This window comes from Bacteroides faecichinchillae JCM 17102, assembly GCF_000614145.1.
Classification (GTDB): Bacteria; Bacteroidota; Bacteroidia; order Bacteroidales; family Bacteroidaceae; genus Bacteroides; species Bacteroides faecichinchillae.
In genome coordinates, this window is record NZ_BAKK01000007.1 from 61,516 (window position 1) to 82,400 (window position 20,885).

Genomic DNA, 20,885 nt, shown 5'->3' on the forward strand with positions numbered 1-20,885 from the left:
TAAATGATTTAAAAAAAACACAGATTATACGGATATCACGGTTCTGAATATAACCCGCTTAATCCGTGTAATCCGTGCTCAAGTTTCTCTATATAATAAAGTATGTTATTTCTTCATCAATTTAGCCTGTTCGATATATTTGTCGATATCGATAGCTTGGTAAGACTGGAAATATTTATCTTTGATTTTCGTATAAGCCTCTACAGCGTCGTCGAATTTTCCTTGTTTCACCAGGATCTCACCTGCTTGCATCAGGAAAATAGGGCTCAATGTGTTATTGTCAGCTTTGGCTGCTGCCGATAGCAAAGTAGAAGCAGCTTTATCCAACTGTCCGAGTTGTGCATAACAGTTTCCTGTAGCACCCAAAATAGCAGGAGCTACCATTTGGTCATTGCTGCTGAAGCTATCCAGCATTTTAACTGCATCTTCATATTTACCAAGTTGTGCATAACAAATACCTGCATAAGCTTTAGCCAGATTAGCAGCTTTTGTTCCGCTGTATTCATCTGCTACTTTCAGGAAACCTGTAAAACCGATGCTGTCACCGTTTAAAGCTTGTTCAAAAGCATCTTGTTCAAAGTATTCTTGTCCTTTGAAAAGTGCTGCTTGTGCTTTCTCTTCACGTGGCTCTGCATAGAGGTGCTTGTACATGATAAAACCTGCTACGATGATGACTACAGCCGCAACACCACCGATGATTGCATTTTTGTACTTGATAAGAAATGCTTCCGATTGTGTCAGTGCATCTTCTACGTTCAGATGTTCGTTCTGATTCTTTTGTTCTGCCATTTTTATATGATTCTTTTTGTTATTATTCGTTGTTTGATAATTCGACTCGCAAAATTAGTTTTTTTATATCTACCAACGAAATTTAGAGGCATCTTTTTTTATATTACACTCGAAAACCACGAAAATCTTGCTACTTTTGTGAACAAATTAACGTGTGTGCAATGATACTGAAACGGATATCCATATTAAATTATAAGAACCTGGAACAAGTAGAGTTGGATTTTTCTGCTAAACTGAATTGTTTTTTCGGGCAGAATGGAATGGGGAAGACGAATTTGCTGGATGCTGTCTACTTCTTGTCTTTCTGTAAAAGTTCGGGCAATCCGATTGATTCTCAGAATATTCGTCACGAACAAGATTTTTTTGTGATTCAGGGATTTTATGAGGCGGAGGATGGAACACCGGAAGAAATTTATTGCGGAATGAAACGTCGTTCGAAGAAACAGTTTAAACGTAATAAAAAAGAATATAGTCGTTTCTCCGATCACATTGGTTTTCTTCCATTGGTGATGGTTTCACCTGCTGACTCGGATTTAATCTCAGGAGGAAGTGACGAACGTCGCCGTTTTATGGATGTTGTGATTTCTCAGTATGATAAGGAATATTTGGATGCTTTAATTCGATACAATAAGGCATTGGCACAACGCAATATCTTGTTGAAAAGTGAGTTCCCGGTGGAGGAAGAATTGTTTCTGGTATGGGAAGAGATGATGGCGCAAGCTGGTGATATTGTATTTCATAAGCGTGAGGCTTTTATCAGCGAATTTATTCCTATTTTCCAGTCCTTTTATTCTTTTATTTCTCAAGATAAGGAGCAAGTCGGTCTGACTTATGAGTCGCATGCAAAGGATACCTCATTACTGGAAGTGTTGAAGCAGAGTCGGGAACGGGATAAGATTATGGGATTTTCATTGCGTGGCATTCATAAAGATGAATTAAATATGCTTCTGGGTGAGTTTCCTATTAAGAAAGAAGGATCGCAGGGACAGAATAAAACTTATCTGGTTGCTCTGAAACTGGCACAATTTGATTTCTTGAAACGTACGGGGAGGACCATACCTCTCTTGTTATTGGATGATATTTTTGATAAGTTGGATGCTTCGCGTGTAGAACAGATTGTGAAACTGGTAGCAGGGGATAATTTTGGTCAGATCTTTATTACGGATACTAACAGGGAACATCTGGATCGTATTTTATATAAAGTAGGAAGTGATTATAAAATGTTCATTGTAGAACAAGGCGTCATTCGTGAAATGGAGGTGGAACCATGAAAAGAAATAATGCGGAACAAATTGGGAAATTGATTCAACAGTTTCTTCGTCAGGAGAGCTTGAATCTCCGCTGAATGAACAACGATTGATGGACGCCTGGCCTCAAGTGTTGGGACCTGCAGCAAGTTATACCAGCAATCTTTATATCCGTAATCAAACGTTATACGTACATCTGACTTCTGCTGCTCTTCGCCAGGAGTTGTTGATGGGGCGCGAAGTTTTGATACGCACATTGAATAAGAAAGTCGGAGCAACAGTGATTACCAACATTATTTTTCGTTAAGGAAAGGGATTTTATCAATTACTTTCATTCCCAGATTTTGGAGCGTTTGACGGGCGCGGTCATAATAAACAGGAGTTTCTAAATATTGATAATGATGTGCGTCTACTCCGATAATGGCAGTGCAGCCTTCATGCGTTGCTACTTTCCAGAATTCAGGATGAGGGATATTTGTGATGCCGTTTGTCTCATTATAATCTGCGTACCAATGTTATATTCTAATGGCAGATTTAATTGTTTAGCCACCCGGCAAATATGTTTGCTAACTAATTTACAATGATGGTCGAATTCGGAATAAGAACGCATGAAAAGATCAGGATGAGCCAGATAGGCAAATAATCCGCTTTCCATTCCTTCAATAGCACTTTCTTCATAAAGTTCGAGCATCTCTATCGTATCGGTATGGCGACCAAAATAGGGGAATTTCTCGTCTGTATGAAAATGATGATTTCCAAAGATGATATAGTCTAATTGGTATTCCTTGATTATACCTTTTAACCAATGTAGGTAGTTAGGAAAGTATTCACATTCCAACCCGATTTTGATACTAATCTGATTTTTATATTTCTCTCGCAACAAGCGGAGACTTTCAATGTATTCCGGTAATTCTTCAGGAAGCATGCGGATATCGGATACATAATTTGTATCGTACTTCCAAGGGGTGTGATCAGAAAAACCAAGTTCCTTGTAACCACCTTTGATGGCACTTATAATAAAATCTTCATCACTTCCTGTTGCATGATGGCAGCGGATGGTGTGGGTGTGATAATTTGTTCTCATTGTTTGTTATAATAATATCCATTCGGATGTCATGTGGTTCTGCCGGAACTTCTTCTACTAATTGAAATGGAAAACAGATGCCGGCCTTGTAGGCTGACGGGATTTGCGGCAAAAGACGGTCATAATAACCTTTTCCCCGTCCTAACCGATTTCCTTTCTGATCAAAGGCTACACCGGGAACGACAATAAGGTCTATAGATTCATAGTCTGTGAATGCTTCACCCACTGGTTCTTTGATACCATAACTACTAATTTGCATATCTTCGGAGTTAGTATATAACCGCAGTTCCAGCTCATTACCTACAACTACCGGTAGCAGAATCTGTTTTTTATTACTCCACTTCCGGATAAAGTCATGTGTATCTACTTCATCATTCAATGAATGATAGAGCAATACGGTTTTTGCCGCTCTGAAAGTCGGATGAGCTTCAAGAGCGGCAAGTATTTTAGCAGAGTGTTGCTTCTGCATATCTGAAGATTTCAGTTGGATCTTCATGGATGATATATGCATTCGCAGTTCTTTTTTCCTTTCCATCGTTTTTATCCTTTGTTACTTCTTCCTCCGTTGTTTCGGGAGCTTTAGGAAAAGCTTCTCCTTTTTGAAGGATCTCTATTCCTTTATTGACAGTAGCATCTGTCTGATTGAAGTATTTGATATAGGATTCCAGACCTAACATATTATAAATAATGTTACCGTAAATATTTCTTTCGAGTAACTTATGTGATTTCTGGATTAAGATATTTCTTCTCTTTACTCCTTTGCTTTCTGCATAATGGATAAATTGTTCTATCAAACCTTGGCGGCGCAAGTAATCCAATAATTCTTCTTCAGTCTCATATTGACTGAGTTTCTGACGATTATTGTCTGTATATTGGAAAGTGAACTGATTAGTCAGTCCTCGGCTGATAACCGTAGACAGATAAGTCGTAACACCTGTTGTATCTTGAGGAACGAATATATCCGGCATGATACCGCCACCGCCATATACCGGACGTCCTAAACTGGTGTAATAGAGTTCATTTTCATTTTGCTTGATACTATCACGAGAGAAGAATTCACCATGTTCGTAACGGTTGTATATATCCAATTCATAGTTCCGGTCTTTGCCGCTTTCATAAGGGCGTTGAATACATCTTCCGGATGGCGTATAATATCGTGCAATAGTTAAGCGGATGGCAGAGCCGTCACTAAAGTCAATCGGTTGTTGTACAAGACCCTTTCCGAATGAACGACGTCCTACAACTGTTCCGCGGTCATTATCCTGTATAGCTCCGGTGAAAATTTCACTGGCAGATGCAGAACCTTCGTCAGTTAAAACGATCAGAGGTATCTTCTGGCAACTTCCTGTGCCATTGGCAAATTCTTCTGCACGAGGATATTTTCTACCCTGAGTATATACAATCAGTTTGCCTTCGGGTAAAAATTCATTCACCATGCGGATGGCAGCTTCCATATATCCTCCAGTATTGCCACGAAGGTCGATAATCAGACCTTTGCTGTTTTTGTGGTTCAGTTGAGCCAGTGCATTGAGTAATTCAACATGAGTAGTACGTCCGAATTTGCTGACTTTCACATAACCGATACTATCGTTTAGCATATAAGCTGCATCAACCGTATTTTGAGGAATATCCCCACGTGTGATGGAGAAATCCAATAAGTTTTTCTCACCCATACGTTTCACGCCCAATTTTACTTGAGAACCTTTCGGGCCTTTCAATGTACGCATGGCGCGTTCATTGGTCACCTGTTTACCAACAAATAAACTATCGTCTACCATGATGATACGGTCACCAGCCATCAGTCCTACTTTTTCGGATGGACCACCTTGGATCACAGCATTTACATGGATCGTGTCATTTTGTATGGTAAATTGAATACCGATTCCACTAAAACTTCCTTCAAGTTCTGAATTGACTTCTTCCAGATTTTGAGCAGGAATATAAGTTGAATGTGGATCGAGCTCTGCAAGGATTTGTGGCATCGCTTTTTCCACAAGATCAGCCATGTTTACGGTATCTACGTATTGATCATCTACAATCCGTAACAAGGCATTCAATTTGTTGGATGAGCCGTTGATAATACCCAGACGGTTGCCTGCAAAGTGTTTGGCATAAAAAGTACCGATAAGAATCCCGATAACCACGCTGATAGCTATGATGACAGGTGTAAAACGTGAAGAGTTTTTTGTACTCATGTCTATTCCTTTTTTTAACGTTCTTCTTTATTATTTGTTAGGTGAGGAATGATCGTCCGGTTCTGTATAGACAATTTCAATTCCTGCTCGTTTTAATAGTTCTATTCCATCTTCCAGACGGTAGTGCTCTGAGTAAACTACCCTTTTGATTCCTGCCTGAATGATGAGTTTCGCACATTCAATACATGGTGAGGCAGTTACATACATCGTAGCCCCGTTACTACTGTTGTTAGAGCGGGCTATCTTGGTGATGGCATTTGCTTCAGCGTGAAGAACATACGGTTTTGTGAGATTGTTTTCGTCTTCGCATACATTTTCGAATCCCGAAGGTGTTCCGTTATATCCATCGGAGATAATCATCTTATCTTTTACGATCAATGCTCCTACTTTACGACGCTGACAATATGAGTTTTCTGCCCATATACTGGCCATACGTATGTAACGTTTGTCAAGTTCTGATTGTTTCTTTTCTGTGTCCATCTTGTCGATTCCTTTCTGCTTACTTTAACACGCGGAAAAACATGCGGAATGTTCCTTTTGAATTTTTGTAAATAAGATATAGATTGTTCTCATCTCCTTGATAAGAAGCAGCAGCATTTATTCCTTCCAGAAAGTTCTCAGCAAGTTTATCATTGTCGCTTTGCCCTTTGATAGTAGCATTGAATCCGTTGTTTTTAGCATTGGCACTCCAGGTACCACTCAGATTGCTGGTGACTGTTGTTCCATTTATTTTTCCTTCAATGACGTCTCCTTCTACTATCCCTTCAAATTTGATTGTATAGGTATTGGCTAGATTCAGTTTTTTGATAGTCTCTTCTTTTGAGATTCCCCAAAATGGTTCGTACATTCTGGTTTCCCCTTCTCTGGCTATAAAGGACAGTTTCCAGGTTTTTCCTGTGAAGATAGCGGCTACGTCATCTGTGTCATTACAACCAGCAAACAGAGGTAAGAGCATAAACAGGCATACTATTTTATATATCACTTTCATATTTACTGTTTTTATTTATTTGATTCCATTTCTTTTTAATAAGGCATCTATGGTTGGTTCTTGTCCGCGAAAACGTTTGTAAAGTACCATCGGATGTTCGGTGCCTCCCTTAGAGAGGATGTTCTTGCGGAACGAGTCTGCTACTTCCTGGTTGAATATGCCTTTTTGTTTGAATAGTGAGAAGGCGTCTGCATCCAAGACTTCAGCCCATTTATAACTGTAGTATCCAGCTGAATATCCTCCGGCAAAGATATGAGAGAATTGAGTACTCATGCAGGCATCGCTCACAACCGGTAGTATCTGTGCTTTCTTCCAAGCTTCTTGTTCGTATACCCTGACGTCACCTTCGAAAGGGGTGTTGCGGGTATACCATGCCATATCGAGCAATCCGAAACTGACTTGTCTGAGACAAGCATACGCTGCATTAAAATTAGAGGAGTTTACGATACGTTGTATCAGTTCATCAGGAATTAACTCACCTGTCTGATAGTGCTTGGCAAATGTATGAAGAAACTCTTTTTCAATGGCAAAGTTTTCCATAATCTGGGAAGGAAGTTCCACAAAATCCCAATATACATTGGTGCCGCTCAGATTCTGGTAAGTAGAGTTGGCAAACATACCATGCAAACTATGGCCAAACTCATGCAAAAATGTTTCTACTTCATTAAAAGTAAGTAAAGCTGGTTTATTTGCTGTTGGTTTGGTAAAATTCATTACGACAGAGACGTGTGGACGGCTGTTTTCACCTGTTTTCCGGTCGATCCATTGTTCCTTGTAACTTGTCATCCAGGCTCCGGCACGTTTTCCAGTACGAGGATGAAAATCCGTGTAAAGAACTGCCAGGTATTTTCCATCTTTATCAAATACTTCGTAAGCTTCCACTTCTTCGTGATAAACCGGAATGTCCTGATTCTTTTTAAAGGTGATTCCATATAGCCTCTCAGCTAAACCGAATACTCCCTTTTTCACTTGTTCCAGTTCGAAATAGGGACGGAGCATCTCTTCATTAAGATTGAATTTCTTGTTTTTTAGTTTGTTTGAATAGTAACTCCAATCCCATGGCATTACAACAAAGTCGTCGCCTTGTTCCTGACGTGCCAGATCCTGTATCTCTTGGTATTCTTGTTGCGCAGTAGGAGTATAGGCTTCCAATAATTGATTCAATAATTTGTATACAGCATTACTGGTTTCTGCCATTCGCTTCTTTAACGTGTAATCTGCATAATTGTCATATCCCAGTAACTGGGCTATTTTCATACGGGTATTCGCTATCTTTCTTACGATATCGATATTGTTATATTCGTTATCGTGAGTACATTTGGTATTGTATGCTAAATAAAGTTTGTGACGTAATTCGCGATTGTCAGCATAAGTCATAAAAGGAACATAGCTCGGGGCATGAAGAGTAAATGCCCATCCTTCCTTTTCTTCACTTTTTGCAGTTTCAGCAGCTGTTTCCATAACAATCTCCGGTAATCCGGCAAGATCGGCTTTGTTCGTCAGTAACATTTGGTAATGATTGGTTTCTTTCAGGTTATTTTCGCTGAAAGAAAGTGTCAGCATACTCAATTCATTAGTTAATTGACGGTATTGTTCGCGGGCTTCACCTTCGAGGTTGGCACCGTGACGTACAAAACTATCGTATATATCATCCAATAAACGGTGTTGTTCCTGTGTCAGTTGCAAGTCTTCTTTTTGGTTATAGACTTCTTTCAGGCGATCGAATAGCTTTTCGTTTAGCGTGATATTATTGCTGTGCTCACTGAGTAACGGCATCACTTTTTGTGCCAACGCTTGCAGCTCATCATTCGTTTCTGCGCTGAGCATATTACTGAAAACGGTGGTAACTTTATCCAGCAACTTTCCGGATTGTTCGAAAGCTTCCACAGTGTTGGCAAAAGTTGCTTTCTCCGGATTCTGAATTATAGCTTCTATTTCCGCCTTTTGCTGATTGATCCCTTCAAGAATAGCAGGTTCGTAATGTTCCGTTTGGATACGATCGAACGGCACTGTTTCGTGCGGGGTCTGATATTGTTCGAAGAATGGATTTTGAGCGCTCAATATATTGTTCATGATGCAAACTAGTATCAATGTTATTAATATTCTCTCCATAAAAACACAAAAATACTAATTTTGTGGGTTATTCAACTGATAATCTCTTGCTTTTTAACAATATATAAAGTGAAAGATAAAAAAAACCGCTACGGTTTCCCGCAGCGGTTTCATATATGTTCAGGCTTCTAATTAAGCGTTTACTGATGCCATGTGAGCGATCAGGTCAAGAACTTTGTTAGAGTAACCGATTTCGTTGTCATACCAAGATACAACTTTAACGAAAGTATCAGTCAAAGCGATACCAGCTTTAGCATCAAAGATAGAAGTACGAGTGTCACCCAAGAAGTCAGAAGAAACGACTGCATCTTCAGTGTAACCCAGGATACCTTTCAATTCGCCTTCAGAAGCTTCTTTCATGCAGCGCAGATTTCAGCGTAAGTAGCCGGTTTAGCCAAGTTAACTGTCAAGTCTACTACAGAAACGTCCAAAGTAGGAACACGCATAGACATACCAGTCAATTTACCGTTCAAAGCAGGAATTACTTTACCTACAGCTTTAGCAGCACCAGTAGAAGAAGGGATAATGTTACCAGAAGCAGCACGACCACCTCTCCAGTCTTTCATAGAAGGACCGTCAACTGTTTTCTGAGTAGCAGTTGTAGAGTGAACTGTAGTCATCAAACCGTCAAGAATACCGAACTTGTCGTTCAATACTTTAGCGATAGGAGCCAAACAGTTAGTAGTACAAGAAGCGTTAGATACGAATTGAGTACCTTTAACGTATGTTTTTTCGTTTACACCGCAAACAAACATCGGAGTGTCATCTTTGGAAGGAGCTGACATTACAACATATTTTGCACCAGCTTCGATGTGAGCCTGAGCTTTGTCTTTGCTCAAGAACAAACCTGTAGATTCAACAACGTATTCAGCACCTACAGCGTCCCATTTCAAATCAGCCGGGTTTCTTTCTGCAGTAATGCGGATTGCTTGACCGTTTACGATCAGTTTGCTGTTTTCAACATCTGCTTCGATAGTACCGTCAAATTGACCGTGCATTGTATCATACTTCAACATGTAAGCCAAGTAATCAACTGGGCAAAGGTCATTGATACCTACGATTTGAATATCGTTTCTCTTCATTGCAGCGCGGAAAACGAAACGTCCGATACGTCCGAATCCATTAATACCTACTTTAATCATTTTGTTTAAACTTTTAAGGGTTTTATAATATTTGTTCAAATATCTCTCGGCCTCCGCATTTGTTTTATTCTCAAATGCGGTGCAAAATTACAAAAATGTTTTTATATTCGCATATTAAATTCACATTAAATATTGAAAAAGATGGGAAAGAGTAAATTTTTGCAAGACTTTAAAGCGTTTGCTATGAAAGGAAACGTGATTGACATGGCTGTCGGTATCATTATCGGTGGGGCTTTTGGGAAAATTGTATCGTCGTTGGTGGCTAATATTATCATGCCTCCAATTGGCTTACTAGTTGGTGGTGTGAACTTTACGGACCTGAAATGGGTATTGAAAGCGGCGAAAGTCGGAGCCGATGGGAAAGAGATTGCTCCTGCTGTAACTTTGGATTACGGGCAATTTTTACAGGCAACTTTTGATTTCCTGATTATCGCTTTCTCTATATTTTTATTTATACGTTTGATTACCAACTTGATGGCAAAGAAACGGGAGGAAACTCCGGCTGCTCCTCCGGTGCCGCCGGAACCCACTAAAGAAGAGGTATTGTTGACGGAGATTCGTGATTTGCTGAAAGAGAAACGATAAAAGACTAACAAAAAATAAGGTCGATTTTACTGTATGTTTTCAGTAAGTCTGACCTTATTTTGTTTATGTATTCTATTCAAGTTACTTTGGAGCTAAAAATAGGAAAAGGTCTATTCAGTTTGAGGACAAAACTCCTTTAGCTCTTTTAGATAGTTATCTTTATTTAATGTCCAATTGTCATTACGATATCTTATTGTTTTATAAAGTATATCTAGGTATTTCTTTTCGTTATTTTTCCCCTTCTCGTTGAAAAAGCATTTAATAAATATTATTAGGTGGTCTTTTTGCTTTGTAGATGTAAACTCCCGTATAATAAATGTATTTACCCAGATATGTATTTGATATTGGTGCAATAAAAACAATATCTGCATTGAACAGTTTTTTGCATCTTTATCAGTAAATGTTTTTATGCTCTTTTTGATATCAGTGTCCTGATTTTTAGAGATTATACCTCCTTTGTTAGTTAAACCTAGGGCAGTATTTATGTCATTTATCATTTGGTTTTGGGTTAATGTTTCATCTCTTCTCATTTTATGCCGATAGTAATAATGTAATGAGAGAAAGAATGAATAAATGTATACTTCTTCGTTTTTTCATATTATTGATGTTACAAATTATAATTAATGTCAGCATTAACTCCGCTTATGGTATATGAACTTCTGATCTCAGAAATCATACATGTATCCATACAGTTGTTTTGATCATCTCGGTAAAGTGCAAAGCCATTACTAATATTTATTATAGTGACAGCATGTCCTGTATTGGGACCTATTTTTAGAACAGCAAATAATCTTGTTTTTGTATCCCCACATTTATATAAGGTAGGTATGCTTATTATTTGCTGTTTTGTAAAAAAATGATCTAATACTAAAGAAAGTGCGCTTCCGGGTACTCCTTCCTCACCGAATACTTTTTCTTTTTATTATTCTGGCTGTTTGCGTACTTTTTTCTATTTTTGCAAATCATTTATTTAAAATCGATCCATTTATATGCAGGAAAAGATAATAATTCTTGATTTCGGTTCGCAGACAACACAGCTCATCGGACGTCGTGTACGCGAATTGGATACGTATTGTGAAATTATTCCCTACAACAAATTCCCTAAAGAAGATCCAACAATTAAAGGAGTTATCCTCTCCGGAAGTCCTTTTTCGGTGTACGATGAAAATGCCTTCAAGGTTGATCTGAGCGAGATTCGTGGCAAATATCCAATCTTAGGTATCTGCTACGGTGCGCAGTTTATGGCTTATATTAATAATGGGAAAGTAGAGCCGGCCGGTACACGTGAATATGGTCGTGCGCATCTGGCTTCTTTCTGCAAAGATAATGTACTTTTTAAAGGAGTACGTGAGAATACACAGGTATGGATGAGTCATGGAGATACGATTACTGCTATTCCTGAAAACTTCAAGAAGATAGCTTCTACTGATAAGGTGGACATTGCTGCTTATCAGGTTGAGGGAGAAAATGTATGGGGAGTACAATTCCACCCGGAAGTATTCCATAGTGAAGATGGCACTCAGATTTTGAAGAATTTCGTTGTAGACGTTTGCGGTTGTAAGCAAGATTGGTCTCCGGCTTCTTTTATTGAAAGTACCGTTGCCGAGTTGAAAGCCAGTTGGGGGATGATAAAGTAGTGCTTGGCTTGAGTGGCGGTTGATTCGTCGGTTGCTGCTGTTTTGCTAAATCGTGCGATTGGCAAAAATCTGACTTGTATCTTTGTTGATCATGGTATGCTGCGTAAGAATGAGTTCAAGAATGTGATGAATGACTATGAATGCTTGGGCTTGAATGTGATCGGTGTAGATGCTAGTGAAAAGTTCTTTACTGAATTGGCTGGCGTGACAGAACCTGAAAATAAGCGTAAGATTATCGGTAAGGGCTTTATTGATGTATTCGATGAAGAAGCTCACAAAATAAAAGATGTGAAATGGTTGGCTCAGGGTACTATCTATCCGGATTGTATTGAATCATTGTCTATCACAGGAACGGTTATTAAAAGTCATCACAATGTAGGTGGTCTACCGGAGAAGATGCACTTGAAGCTTTGTGAGCCACTTCGTTTATTGTTTAAAGATGAAGTTCGTCGTGTAGGTCGTGAATTGGGTATGCCGGAACATTTGATTACTCGTCATCCGTTCCCCGGACCGGGCTTGGCTGTTCGTATTTTGGGGGATATCACTCCTGAAAAAGTACGTATTCTGCAAGATGCTGATGATATCTATATTCAGGGATTGCGTGACTGGGGATTGTATGACCAGGTATGGCAAGCCGGTGTTATTCTGCTTCCGGTTCAATCTGTCGGTGTTATGGGAGATGAGCGTACTTACGAAAGAGCGGTAGCATTGCGTGCTGTTACTTCTACTGATGCGATGACTGCTGATTGGGCACATTTGCCTTACGAATTCCTTGGTAAAGTTTCGAATGATATCATCAATAAGGTAAAAGGGGTGAACCGCGTTACCTATGATATCAGTTCCAAACCACCGGCAACAATTGAGTGGGAGTAAAATCCGGATGTTTTTTTATTGTGCAATTACCGTAAATGCTCATTGACAATTTGATATAAAGTAGTTTATTGGTGTTGCAGAAGTTATATTAAATGTGTTGCGGATATTTTATCTACAACACATTTTTTTCAAGATCCATTTTATATCACTAAAATATACGATTAGCGTTACGGGCCTTAAACGGCAATCAATAAGGTTATGGAAAAGAAAGTACGTTTTGGAGTAGTCGGTACAAATACTATTACTGATAAGGTAATTGTCGGTGCCCGGCAAGATAGCCGGTTTGAGTTAGTGGCTGTATGTTCACGCACACAAGAAAGAGCGAATTTGTTTGCAGCAAAACACCATATCCCATACACTTTTACTTCATTGGAGGATATGGCAAGGAGTCCGCTGATCGATGCCGTATATATAGCGACTCCAACCTATTTGCACGCTTCTCAAAGCATGTTGTGCATGCGTCATGGAAAGCATGTGCTATGTGAAAAACCTCTTGCTTCGAATGCGGTGGAGGCTAAAGCTATGATTGAGACCTCGCATAAGTACGGTGTGGTTTTAATGGAAGCCATGATAGCAACCTTGAATCCGAATTTTCGTATCGTAAAAGAGTATTTGGAAAAAATAGGAACTATTCGCCGTTATTTTGCATGTTATTGCCAGTATTCTTCCCGCTATGATAAATTCAAAGAAGGAATTGTTCTGAATGCGTTCAAGCCTGAATTGTCAAATGGTGCAGTAATGGATATCGGGATTTATACTATTTATCCAATGGTAGCATTCTTCGGTCGTCCTCATAAGATTGATGCGAGTGGTATTCTACTTTCGACAGGGGTAGACGGACAGGGAGTTGTCAATTTTCAATATGAGGGCATGAATGCAACTGTGCTTTACTCAAAAATAGTAAACTCTTTCCTCCCTACGGAAATTGAAGGTGAAGAAGGTAATTTACTTCTAGATAAAATCCAGACCATACAAGAAGTTACATATTTTCCGCGCCAAACTGCTATATTGGACAGAGGAACAGCTATAGCCTCTGAATCGATCGGTGTTCAATTGGATAAAGATAAATATTTCTATGAAGTGGAAGAGTTTATAAATTTGATAGAGCAAGGCAAGCTTGAATCTGAAATAAACAGTCACAACCATTCACTTATCTCGATAGAGATCATCGATGAGATACGCAGACAAATAGGAGTAGTTTACCCGGCGGACAAAGAACCGAAATATGATATCGGGTGACTGCTTATTAAATTCAATGCAGTCCGAATTGTGTCTGAACAGATATATTTTTTCTTTATTCATTTTTTTCTTTTTCAATTTTAATCAATAGTAAAACTTGATTATTGTCTTCTTATTACAAATATTTTTCAAAATATTTTAATAGTCGATATTTTTATTTACTTTCATATTATATTTCAATTGATACCATTTTCTATATATCTAAAGGTGTTGATTAGATTTAGTTTCCGGTTACTAAATTAAAATATCGTTTAACCATATAAAATCAAATGCTTTATGAAAACAGAAACTAAATTAAAACTATTTCCTTCATTTCTTTTATTAATGCTATTTTCTTGCAAGGATTTAGATATCGTAGAAGAACAGCCTGTTGCTGAAACACCAACGACAACAATAAGGAATGTTAATACTATTTCAGATGAGTCCAAACATCAAGCACAGTCTGACTTTGGAAACATGCTAATGGATCAGGTTATTTACCGGGATTCTATGTACATATTAAATCTTAATGCGGAAGCAGCAGATCTGAATATTCCGGATAGCTTATATAATGTCTATACTCAATTAGTAAATGAATTAAATACACTACAATGAAAATCAAATATTCTATATTTATTCTGATTATCTTTTTTACTACGACGTTTAGCAAGTGTGAAAAAGAAGTCTATGATGCGGTGTTTAAAAATAAAAGTTTCGTGGAATGCTATATTAATGGTGAATTTGTTAGAAGTGAAGGATTGAGTAAAGCTTTTGAAGTTCCGCCGACATTTCACATGAATTATTCATATAGTTTTAAAGATGATATCTTTACTTTTAATATTAGTAAATATATGGATTCCAAAGATGGTAAACGATTTGATCTCAAAATATCTTTTGCTCAGAAAAAATTACCAATAATAGGAGAAAAGTATTACTTCAGAAAAGAAGTTGATAATACAAAGATCTATGGTTTTGAAGATGATTTTTACGTTGCAACAGTTGGAGTTGATCCTTATCTCTATCAATGTGCAGACACTTCTTTGATACCTAAAGAAATTAGAAAAAAAAGGATAACGCTAAGAACGAATACTACAACTAGTGGCTATATTGAATTTACTAAAATAGACGTCAAGAAAAACGAACTGGCGGGTTTGTTTGAGTTTGAGGCATCAGGTGTAAGCAAGGATGTACCCGAAGCTACATATAAGGCATCAGTAACTAATGGCAAATTTGAAGCTCTATTAGTAGAAAAAGATAGGACTTATTACGGAAAGGAATTCTTATTTGATACTGACATTATATATTAAATTACCACACTTATGAGAAATATTATATTTTTTATATGCTGCCTGGTATCTTTTCCGATATGGGCGCAATCGGTAGAGGATAATCCAGAAGTAAGAAGCTGGTTAGATAAAATGTTCCAACATCTTGATAAGACTAAAGTTCCCCATGGTTTATTACGTGATTATGCTTTCGAATTGGCTGATTTGGATATATAATGGTAAAGAACTTAATGATAGCAATTATGTAAATAAAGTCGGTTATGAGAATCTATTGAGAACTATCCGTTCTTCTGCTGTAGGAATAAAACCTTTTGATGCTGAAGAAGTATTAGCAGCGCAATATGCCTTTAATGAAAAAGGTAAAGGTGTTATGGGAATTGTTCTGTATCAATATTCATATATTAAGGAAGATGCTTTAACCAATAACCTTATTAGATAAGAAAATGAGCAGGTATTCGATAATGTAATCAATGGCGTTTGGCAAAATCCTTATGCTACAGGATATACATTAGGATTTTCTGTTCAAGATAGCACATTATATGGTAGTACCATTACCTATTCTTTCCCTGCTACTATTTGGAAGAGCAATATTACAGCAAGTAGTGTTGAGTTTGATGCAGATGACGGTAGAGGTTATATACTTATAACAAAGGGAGGAAGTCATTCTGTAACTTATAGTAATGATGGAGTCAAACATTTGAAAATGAGAGCAAAACTTTCGAATGGTTACTGTTTATATAGCCACAGCTTGGCGAAAATCATTTCTGATGCAGAAATTTCAACGAGAGCAATAAAAGATGGTGTGATAGAACCTGATGAAACGAAAGATTTTGAGGTAACCTTACCCTATAATGGTATAATAACCAAAGGACGAATCTCCTATTTATTTGCTGCAAACACTGAAAAAAAGATAAAGAAACCTTTTATTATTATGGAAGGATTTGACCCTATCGAACTTGTGAAAAAGGAAGAAGCATACCGCGGAGATATAAAATATGGGACTACCAATTTAAAAACATTTGTAACATATCTGCAAGATAGATATTCTGCATATTATAAACTTACAAGTGAATACGACATTATTTATATTGATTTATTTGACTGTAAATGTAGTATTCAGGCAAATGCAAGATTGTTTGAACGTGCTATGGAAATAATAAATGAGAGGAAAATTCAAGAAGGTTGTACGGAGAAGAACATTGTTTTTGCTCAAAGTATGGGAGGTCTAATTGCTAGATATGGATTAAAGGAGATGGAGAACCAAGGCAAAATTCACTATACCTCTCTCTTGTTTTTCCAGGATACTCCGCATCTTGGTGCTCATATTCCCATGGGTATATTGCAAGGAATGAATGGTCTTTTAAGTTTTTATTATGAGAATAAAATCTTTGGGAGATTGGATTTTGGTGATGTTAAGTCGAAGTTAGCTCCGATTCTTTATAGTGATGCCGCCAAACAAATGTTTATCAATTTTGTAAATAGCAATGGCGATGTTGATAATTCAGTCCACAATGCGTGGCAGCGCGAGCTATCTCAGATGGTTAATGGAACAAATGAAGGTGAAAATAGATGGTCCCAATGTAGCTACAAACGGAAGTAAATACGTGATCAGAAATAACACTCAAAATTATGCAATAAATTGGAATAGCTCTGATGAATCGGTGGCTACTATTGATAATACGGGTACACTGACAATGAAGAAGCATGGAATTATTACTATTACTGCAAATTGTGTAATTAATAACATAACGACTAAGTTCCATAAAGAAGTTATGGTCGGTTTCCCGCCATTTGTGCTTGAATGGTCTATTGATGGTCAATATGTAGTAACTGCTAGATGTATAGATCCGAACGATGAACCATTCATGAAATATCTTCTATATGAATGGAAGCTTAAAGGAGATAATGTGTCAAGTGTTAATATGGATTGGGTACAATCAACAGAACCTGAGAAGAAACTAGTGTTTGGTTATGGATAGGCCCTATATCAGTTGTGCTTCTCAGTTGCTGGTCGATTTGTGGACTTTGCGTACCCCCCCTGTTTGTATTCAAGGACTACTGAATTCAAATTTAAATTATATTACTTTTTGCCCTCATGCCCTCACTAACTGCTGCAACCTCTTTGTTCATCGGAGTTACAGCAGTTAGAGCAATGATGGTGGCAGAGTGGTGGCAACCTTTTGCCCTCACTCTATATTCTGATTTTAATCTTCTTGCAGATGTAAGTAGATAAATGTGCATTCAATTGTAATACAGGTAGTTAAATTGCGTGATTAATGTGGAGATGTACAGTGATTATAGTAAAAAGTATAATGCGTCTGCCCTGACTTTATTATAAGTAATGAGCAGAAGTATTAATAGATTAGTTCTCCTTCTCCTATTATAAACTTTATTCTTATTAATAGTAAAGTTATTCTTTATTAATTGAAATCTATAAATGCAAGTTTCGTTTATATAAATGCAACTTGCATTTATATAAACGAAAGCCCTGTTTTTATAAACGCAACTTGCATTTATAGTTTATATCTAATAAAGAATAATTTCTCTATTAGAGGAAAAGAAGTTAGGCATTAAATAACAGGAAGTTTGTTATTAATGAAGTGGAGAATATCTATTAATGAAGAATTTAAAAGTCATCCGTTATCTATAAAAGCTTGTATTCTGAGAATTAATAGTGTACCTTTACGGGTATTAAGTAATAAATTGTAATAGTAGAAAAATAGATAAAGTAAAATGAAGATTTCTTTAATCAGACGAGATGGATCGAATGGGAAAGAGGCTCTGAGTGTATGTGAAGCCAATGCCTTGTTCGACAAAATGAAGACAGAAACTAAACCGGGATATGTCACGGCTTTGCGCGAACTGATACCGATGTTGGAGGGGACGTATGCCCGGTACGAACATATAGATAAATTGCCGTACGTTTATCCTGCCATGGAATATGCCCGTATCAAAGGAGGTGGACGAAGAATGAAACAGTATAACGGACTGGTACAGTTGGAGGTAAACCGATTGGCCGGCTTGTCCGAAATGGAACTTGTAAAGCGTCAAGTAGCACTGTTACCCCAGACTTTTGCTGCATTTTGCGGTTCTAGTGGCCGTAGTGTGAAGATATGGGTACGTTTTGCATTGCCGGATGATCGAGGACTGCCTGTGAAAGAAGCAGAGGCAGCACTGTTTCATGCACATGCCTATTTGCTGGCTGTGAAATGTTATCAACCAATGCTTCCTTACGACATTGATCTAAAAGAACCGGTACTGACGCAAAAATGCCGTATGACATTGGACGAGAATCCTTATTATAATTCCGATGCAGCACCGTTCTGCCTGGAACAACCGCTGGCAATGCCGGGTGAAGAAACATTCCGGCAACGGAAACAGGGAGAGAAGAATCTTTTATTGCGGTTGAAACCGGGATTTGAGTCGGCTAAAACTTTCACGAAGATTTACGAGGCTGCATTAAACCGATCGCTTCAGGAAATGGAGAATTGGAAACGTGGTGATGACTTGCAACCTTTATTGGTACATCTTGCCGAACATTGTTTTAAAGCTGGTATACCCGAGGAGGAGGCTGTGCGTCAGACGCTTATCCATTATTATAGAGAGGAAGACATATTGCTGATACGCCCGGTATTTCATAATCTTTATCAGGAATGCAAGGGATTCGGGAGGAAAAGTAGCGTGGGCAGGGAACAGGAAACAGCTTTTTTGTTGGAGGAGTTTATGAACCGCCGTTATGAATTCCGTTATAACACAGTGCTGGATGATTTGGAATATCGCCAACGTGATTCCGTTCATTTCTATTTTAAAGTTGTAGATAAGCGGGTGCGTAACAGTATTTCTATCTGTGCTTTAAAAGAAGGTATCAATGCATGGGACCGTGATGTAGACCGCTTCCTGAATTCAGAATTTGTCCCTTTGTACAATCCTGTAGAAGAATATCTTTATGATGTAGGTCGTTGGGACGGTAAAGACCGTATTCGTGCATTGGCAGACTTGGTTTCCTGTACTAATCCATATTGGAGGGAGTTGTTCTATCGTTGGTTTCTTAGCATGGTGGCTCATTGGAGAGGAATGGACCGGCAACATGGCAACAGTACTTCGCCTCTGCTTGTCGGTGCGCAGGGTTATCGCAAATCGACGTTTTGCCGTATGATTTTGCCGCCAGAGTTACGTTTCGGATATACGGATAGCATTGATTTTAAGAGTAAGCAAGAAGCGGAACGTTATTTGGGACGTTTTTTCCTGATTAACATCGATGAGTTCGACCAGGTCAATGTTAGTCAGCAGGGTTTTCTGAAACATTTGTTGCAAAAGCCTGTCGCTAACTTGCGTAAGCCTCATGGTAACACGATCCGAGAGATACGTCGTTATGCTTCTTTTATTGGTACCAGTAATCAGAAAGATTTGCTTACCGACCCCAGTGGTAGCCGTCGTTTCATTTGTATTGAGGTGATAGCTCCTATCAAAACTAATGCTACCATCAACTATAGACAGCTTTATGCCCAAGCAATGGAGGCTGTTTCCAAAGGTGAGCGTTACTGGCTGGATGACGAAGATGAGAATATCTTGAAGCAGACGAACCGAGAGTTTGAACAGATGAGTCCTTTAGAACAGCTGTTTCATTGCTTTCTCCGTCCGGCGGAAGAGGAGGAGGATGGCGAATGGATGACATCCATGCAAATTTTGAATTATTTGCAGACGAGGACGCGCGATAAGTTGGCTATCAATAAGGTGGCAGTATTTGGCCGGACACTTCAGAAGTTAAATATCCCTTGCCGGAAATCTAGCAAGGGGACACTTTATCATTTGATGAAAATGGAGTAAATGAGGCATAGAGTGAGGGCAAACAGTTGTTCTCACTCTACTACCATCGGATCTCTCATAGCTGAAATCACGATGAATAGGGGATTTGGTGAGGATAGTGAGAGCATGAGGGCAATGATGTATACTATTTATAGGAGGCTATTACTATTTTGTAACTTTTGTGCATCCGGGATAACAATCTCTTTTCTATGCAACTCAATTAAACCGCAATCCTGCAATTCATTCAGTGTTTTGGAAATATTGAGCCGCGTATCATCCAAGCAGCGTGCCAAATCGTCCATCTTCACTTTAAAGATCTTTTCACCCTGTGGCTTTTCACAGTGCGACAGGAAGAAACGATTGATTTTACTTTTTAAATCCGGTGTAGGTTCTTCCCATAGACGAGCATAAAGATTTTGAGCACGATTACTGATAATGTTCATATAGTTGAGACGAAAAATCTCATACTTGAATAAGTCATTTAGCACAAAGGATTTGCTGATATTAACAGAATGTGCTTCGGTTTTAGCTACATAAGAAGATTTATAAGTCGTACTCATACCAAACAAAGACTGTGCCTCGATCAGATAAGGAGCTTCCACTTGTTCTATTACTGTATATATATCTTCTTTTGCCCTTGTTATTATAGAAATCTCACCCTTTAGCAGAAAACTGAGTTGTTTGCATGGACTACCGCTCTCTATAATTGTTTCCCCTGCTTTATGTTTGATAAAAAGCAATTTGACCTTATCCAATATACTGGTAAAATCTTCATGGCAAAGACCTTGAAATAAAGGTAATTGGAGTAAAGTGTCGAACATTGTTTCCATGAGCTAAAATCTTTTGTTAATTTCACAAATTTACTCATAATACGATATTACTAATCCCATCTGACCTTACTTTTTGTTTTTTTTATTGTTTGA

Annotated in this window: 18 protein-coding genes and 4 pseudogenes; 12 read left to right on the forward strand and 10 right to left on the reverse strand. The window is 38.2% G+C overall.

Annotation, left to right across the window (positions count from 1 at the left end; translation table 11 throughout):
• Positions 1 to 105 precede the first annotated feature (105 nt).
• On the reverse strand, positions 106 to 789 hold the full coding sequence (locus tag JCM17102_RS05375) for a tetratricopeptide repeat protein (protein ID WP_025074299.1): 684 nt from the start codon (positions 787 to 789) through the stop codon (positions 106 to 108).
• A gap of 161 nt (positions 790 to 950) precedes the next feature.
• Here JCM17102_RS05375 and recF point away from each other — a divergent pair, with 161 nt between their 5' ends.
• Both recF and JCM17102_RS26320 read left to right on the forward strand, forming a co-directional pair.
• Entirely contained in the window at positions 951 to 2,060 is a 1,110-nt protein-coding gene (recF, locus tag JCM17102_RS05385) for a DNA replication/repair protein RecF (RefSeq protein WP_025074301.1), read from the forward strand.
• Positions 2,057 to 2,343: pseudogene (locus JCM17102_RS26320) on the forward strand (DciA family protein). Before recF ends, JCM17102_RS26320 begins: the two are co-directional and overlap by 4 nt.
• Here the strand turns inward: JCM17102_RS26320 and JCM17102_RS26325 are convergent.
• The 7 genes and pseudogenes from JCM17102_RS26325 to gap form a co-directional block, all read right to left on the reverse strand.
• A pseudogene (locus JCM17102_RS26325) lies at positions 2,330 to 3,120 on the reverse strand (histidinol-phosphatase). The pseudogenes JCM17102_RS26320 and JCM17102_RS26325 overlap by 14 nt on opposite strands.
• Positions 3,065 to 3,616, reverse strand: coding sequence for a 5-formyltetrahydrofolate cyclo-ligase (locus JCM17102_RS05400; protein ID WP_025074302.1), 552 nt, complete (start codon positions 3,614 to 3,616; stop codon positions 3,065 to 3,067). The pseudogene JCM17102_RS26325 and the gene JCM17102_RS05400 overlap by 56 nt, the downstream one beginning before the upstream one ends.
• Entirely contained in the window at positions 3,567 to 5,315 is a 1,749-nt protein-coding gene (locus tag JCM17102_RS05405; RefSeq protein ID WP_025074303.1) for a S41 family peptidase, read from the reverse strand. The genes JCM17102_RS05400 and JCM17102_RS05405 overlap by 50 nt, the downstream gene beginning before the upstream one ends.
• Positions 5,316 to 5,345: 30 nt before the next feature.
• On the reverse strand, positions 5,346 to 5,795 hold the full coding sequence (locus JCM17102_RS05410; protein ID WP_025074304.1) for a dCMP deaminase family protein: 450 nt from the start codon (positions 5,793 to 5,795) through the stop codon (positions 5,346 to 5,348).
• 19 nt (positions 5,796 to 5,814) lie between these two features.
• Complete coding sequence (locus JCM17102_RS05415) at positions 5,815 to 6,303, reverse strand: DUF4847 family protein (protein WP_025074305.1); 489 nt, start codon at positions 6,301 to 6,303, stop codon at positions 5,815 to 5,817.
• Between the two features lie 15 nt (positions 6,304 to 6,318).
• A complete protein-coding gene (locus tag JCM17102_RS05420) occupies positions 6,319 to 8,376 on the reverse strand; it encodes a M3 family metallopeptidase (RefSeq protein WP_025074306.1) in 2,058 nt (685 codons plus the stop codon).
• 171 nt (positions 8,377 to 8,547) lie between these two features.
• Positions 8,548 to 9,557: pseudogene (gap, locus tag JCM17102_RS26330) on the reverse strand (type I glyceraldehyde-3-phosphate dehydrogenase).
• A gap of 141 nt (positions 9,558 to 9,698) precedes the next feature.
• Here gap and mscL point away from each other — a divergent pair.
• The gene (gene mscL, locus JCM17102_RS05430) at positions 9,699 to 10,142 is read left to right on the forward strand and encodes a large-conductance mechanosensitive channel protein MscL (RefSeq protein WP_025074307.1); all 444 of its coding nucleotides are present in this window, start codon (positions 9,699 to 9,701) and stop codon (positions 10,140 to 10,142) included.
• A gap of 110 nt (positions 10,143 to 10,252) precedes the next feature.
• Here the strand turns inward: mscL and JCM17102_RS05435 are convergent, their stop codons facing one another.
• A complete protein-coding gene (locus JCM17102_RS05435; protein ID WP_025074308.1) occupies positions 10,253 to 10,672 on the reverse strand; it encodes a hypothetical protein in 420 nt (139 codons plus the stop codon).
• Between the two features lie 459 nt (positions 10,673 to 11,131).
• Between JCM17102_RS05435 and guaA the strand changes: the two are divergent.
• From guaA to JCM17102_RS05475, 9 genes and pseudogenes are all read left to right on the forward strand, one after another.
• Positions 11,132 to 12,652 (forward strand): annotated as a pseudogene (gene guaA / locus JCM17102_RS26335) (glutamine-hydrolyzing GMP synthase).
• 198 nt (positions 12,653 to 12,850) lie between these two features.
• A complete protein-coding gene (locus tag JCM17102_RS05445) occupies positions 12,851 to 13,891 on the forward strand; it encodes a Gfo/Idh/MocA family protein (RefSeq protein WP_025074309.1) in 1,041 nt (346 codons plus the stop codon).
• A gap of 276 nt (positions 13,892 to 14,167) precedes the next feature.
• A complete protein-coding gene (locus JCM17102_RS05450; protein WP_025074310.1) occupies positions 14,168 to 14,485 on the forward strand; it encodes a hypothetical protein in 318 nt (105 codons plus the stop codon).
• On the forward strand, positions 14,482 to 15,177 hold the full coding sequence (locus JCM17102_RS05455) for a hypothetical protein (protein WP_025074311.1): 696 nt from the start codon (positions 14,482 to 14,484) through the stop codon (positions 15,175 to 15,177). Before JCM17102_RS05450 ends, JCM17102_RS05455 begins: the two co-directional genes overlap by 4 nt.
• Before the next feature lie 12 nt (positions 15,178 to 15,189).
• Positions 15,190 to 15,372, forward strand: a complete 183-nt coding sequence (locus tag JCM17102_RS31315) for a hypothetical protein (protein ID WP_245798472.1) — start codon at positions 15,190 to 15,192, stop codon at positions 15,370 to 15,372.
• The gene (locus tag JCM17102_RS31320; RefSeq protein ID WP_245798471.1) at positions 15,341 to 15,595 is read left to right on the forward strand and encodes a hypothetical protein; all 255 of its coding nucleotides are present in this window, start codon (positions 15,341 to 15,343) and stop codon (positions 15,593 to 15,595) included. The genes JCM17102_RS31315 and JCM17102_RS31320 overlap by 32 nt, the downstream gene beginning before the upstream one ends.
• 264 nt (positions 15,596 to 15,859) lie before the next feature.
• A complete protein-coding gene (locus JCM17102_RS30255) occupies positions 15,860 to 16,756 on the forward strand; it encodes a hypothetical protein (RefSeq protein WP_073349456.1) in 897 nt (298 codons plus the stop codon).
• Positions 16,710 to 17,135, forward strand: a complete 426-nt coding sequence (locus JCM17102_RS05465; RefSeq protein WP_033886563.1) for an Ig-like domain-containing protein — start codon at positions 16,710 to 16,712, stop codon at positions 17,133 to 17,135. Before JCM17102_RS30255 ends, JCM17102_RS05465 begins: the two co-directional genes overlap by 47 nt.
• Before the next feature lie 754 nt (positions 17,136 to 17,889).
• A complete protein-coding gene (locus JCM17102_RS05475) occupies positions 17,890 to 19,983 on the forward strand; it encodes a BT4734/BF3469 family protein (RefSeq protein ID WP_025074313.1) in 2,094 nt (697 codons plus the stop codon).
• Positions 19,984 to 20,111: 128 nt separating this feature from the next.
• Here JCM17102_RS05475 and JCM17102_RS05480 read toward each other — a convergent pair whose 3' ends face one another.
• A complete protein-coding gene (locus tag JCM17102_RS05480; protein WP_025074314.1) occupies positions 20,112 to 20,792 on the reverse strand; it encodes a Crp/Fnr family transcriptional regulator in 681 nt (226 codons plus the stop codon).
• Positions 20,793 to 20,885: the final 93 nt, after the last annotated feature.

Coding starts and splice junctions, on each gene's coding strand:
- JCM17102_RS05435 (WP_025074308.1), bottom strand. CDS start 10,672: ATGAGAAGAGATGAAACATTAACCCAAAACCAAATGATAAATGACATA.
- JCM17102_RS05480 (WP_025074314.1), bottom strand. CDS start 20,792: ATGGAAACAATGTTCGACACTTTACTCCAATTACCTTTATTTCAAGGT.
- JCM17102_RS05445 (WP_025074309.1), top strand. CDS start 12,851: ATGGAAAAGAAAGTACGTTTTGGAGTAGTCGGTACAAATACTATTACT.
- JCM17102_RS05455 (WP_025074311.1), top strand. CDS start 14,482: ATGAAAATCAAATATTCTATATTTATTCTGATTATCTTTTTTACTACG.
- JCM17102_RS05475 (WP_025074313.1), top strand. CDS start 17,890: ATGAAGATTTCTTTAATCAGACGAGATGGATCGAATGGGAAAGAGGCT.
- JCM17102_RS31320 (WP_245798471.1), top strand. CDS start 15,341: ATGCTTTCGAATTGGCTGATTTGGATATATAATGGTAAAGAACTTAAT.
- JCM17102_RS31315 (WP_245798472.1), top strand. CDS start 15,190: ATGAGAAATATTATATTTTTTATATGCTGCCTGGTATCTTTTCCGATA.
- JCM17102_RS05415 (WP_025074305.1), bottom strand. CDS start 6,303: ATGAAAGTGATATATAAAATAGTATGCCTGTTTATGCTCTTACCTCTG.
- JCM17102_RS05400 (WP_025074302.1), bottom strand. CDS start 3,616: ATGAAGATCCAACTGAAATCTTCAGATATGCAGAAGCAACACTCTGCT.
- JCM17102_RS05465 (WP_033886563.1), top strand. CDS start 16,710: ATGAAGGTGAAAATAGATGGTCCCAATGTAGCTACAAACGGAAGTAAA.
- JCM17102_RS30255 (WP_073349456.1), top strand. CDS start 15,860: ATGAGAGCAAAACTTTCGAATGGTTACTGTTTATATAGCCACAGCTTG.
- JCM17102_RS05450 (WP_025074310.1), top strand. CDS start 14,168: ATGAAAACAGAAACTAAATTAAAACTATTTCCTTCATTTCTTTTATTA.
- mscL (WP_025074307.1), top strand. CDS start 9,699: ATGGGAAAGAGTAAATTTTTGCAAGACTTTAAAGCGTTTGCTATGAAA.
- JCM17102_RS05420 (WP_025074306.1), bottom strand. CDS start 8,376: ATGAACAATATATTGAGCGCTCAAAATCCATTCTTCGAACAATATCAG.
- JCM17102_RS05405 (WP_025074303.1), bottom strand. CDS start 5,315: ATGAGTACAAAAAACTCTTCACGTTTTACACCTGTCATCATAGCTATC.
- JCM17102_RS05410 (WP_025074304.1), bottom strand. CDS start 5,795: ATGGACACAGAAAAGAAACAATCAGAACTTGACAAACGTTACATACGT.
- JCM17102_RS05375 (WP_025074299.1), bottom strand. CDS start 789: ATGGCAGAACAAAAGAATCAGAACGAACATCTGAACGTAGAAGATGCA.
- recF (WP_025074301.1), top strand. CDS start 951: ATGATACTGAAACGGATATCCATATTAAATTATAAGAACCTGGAACAA.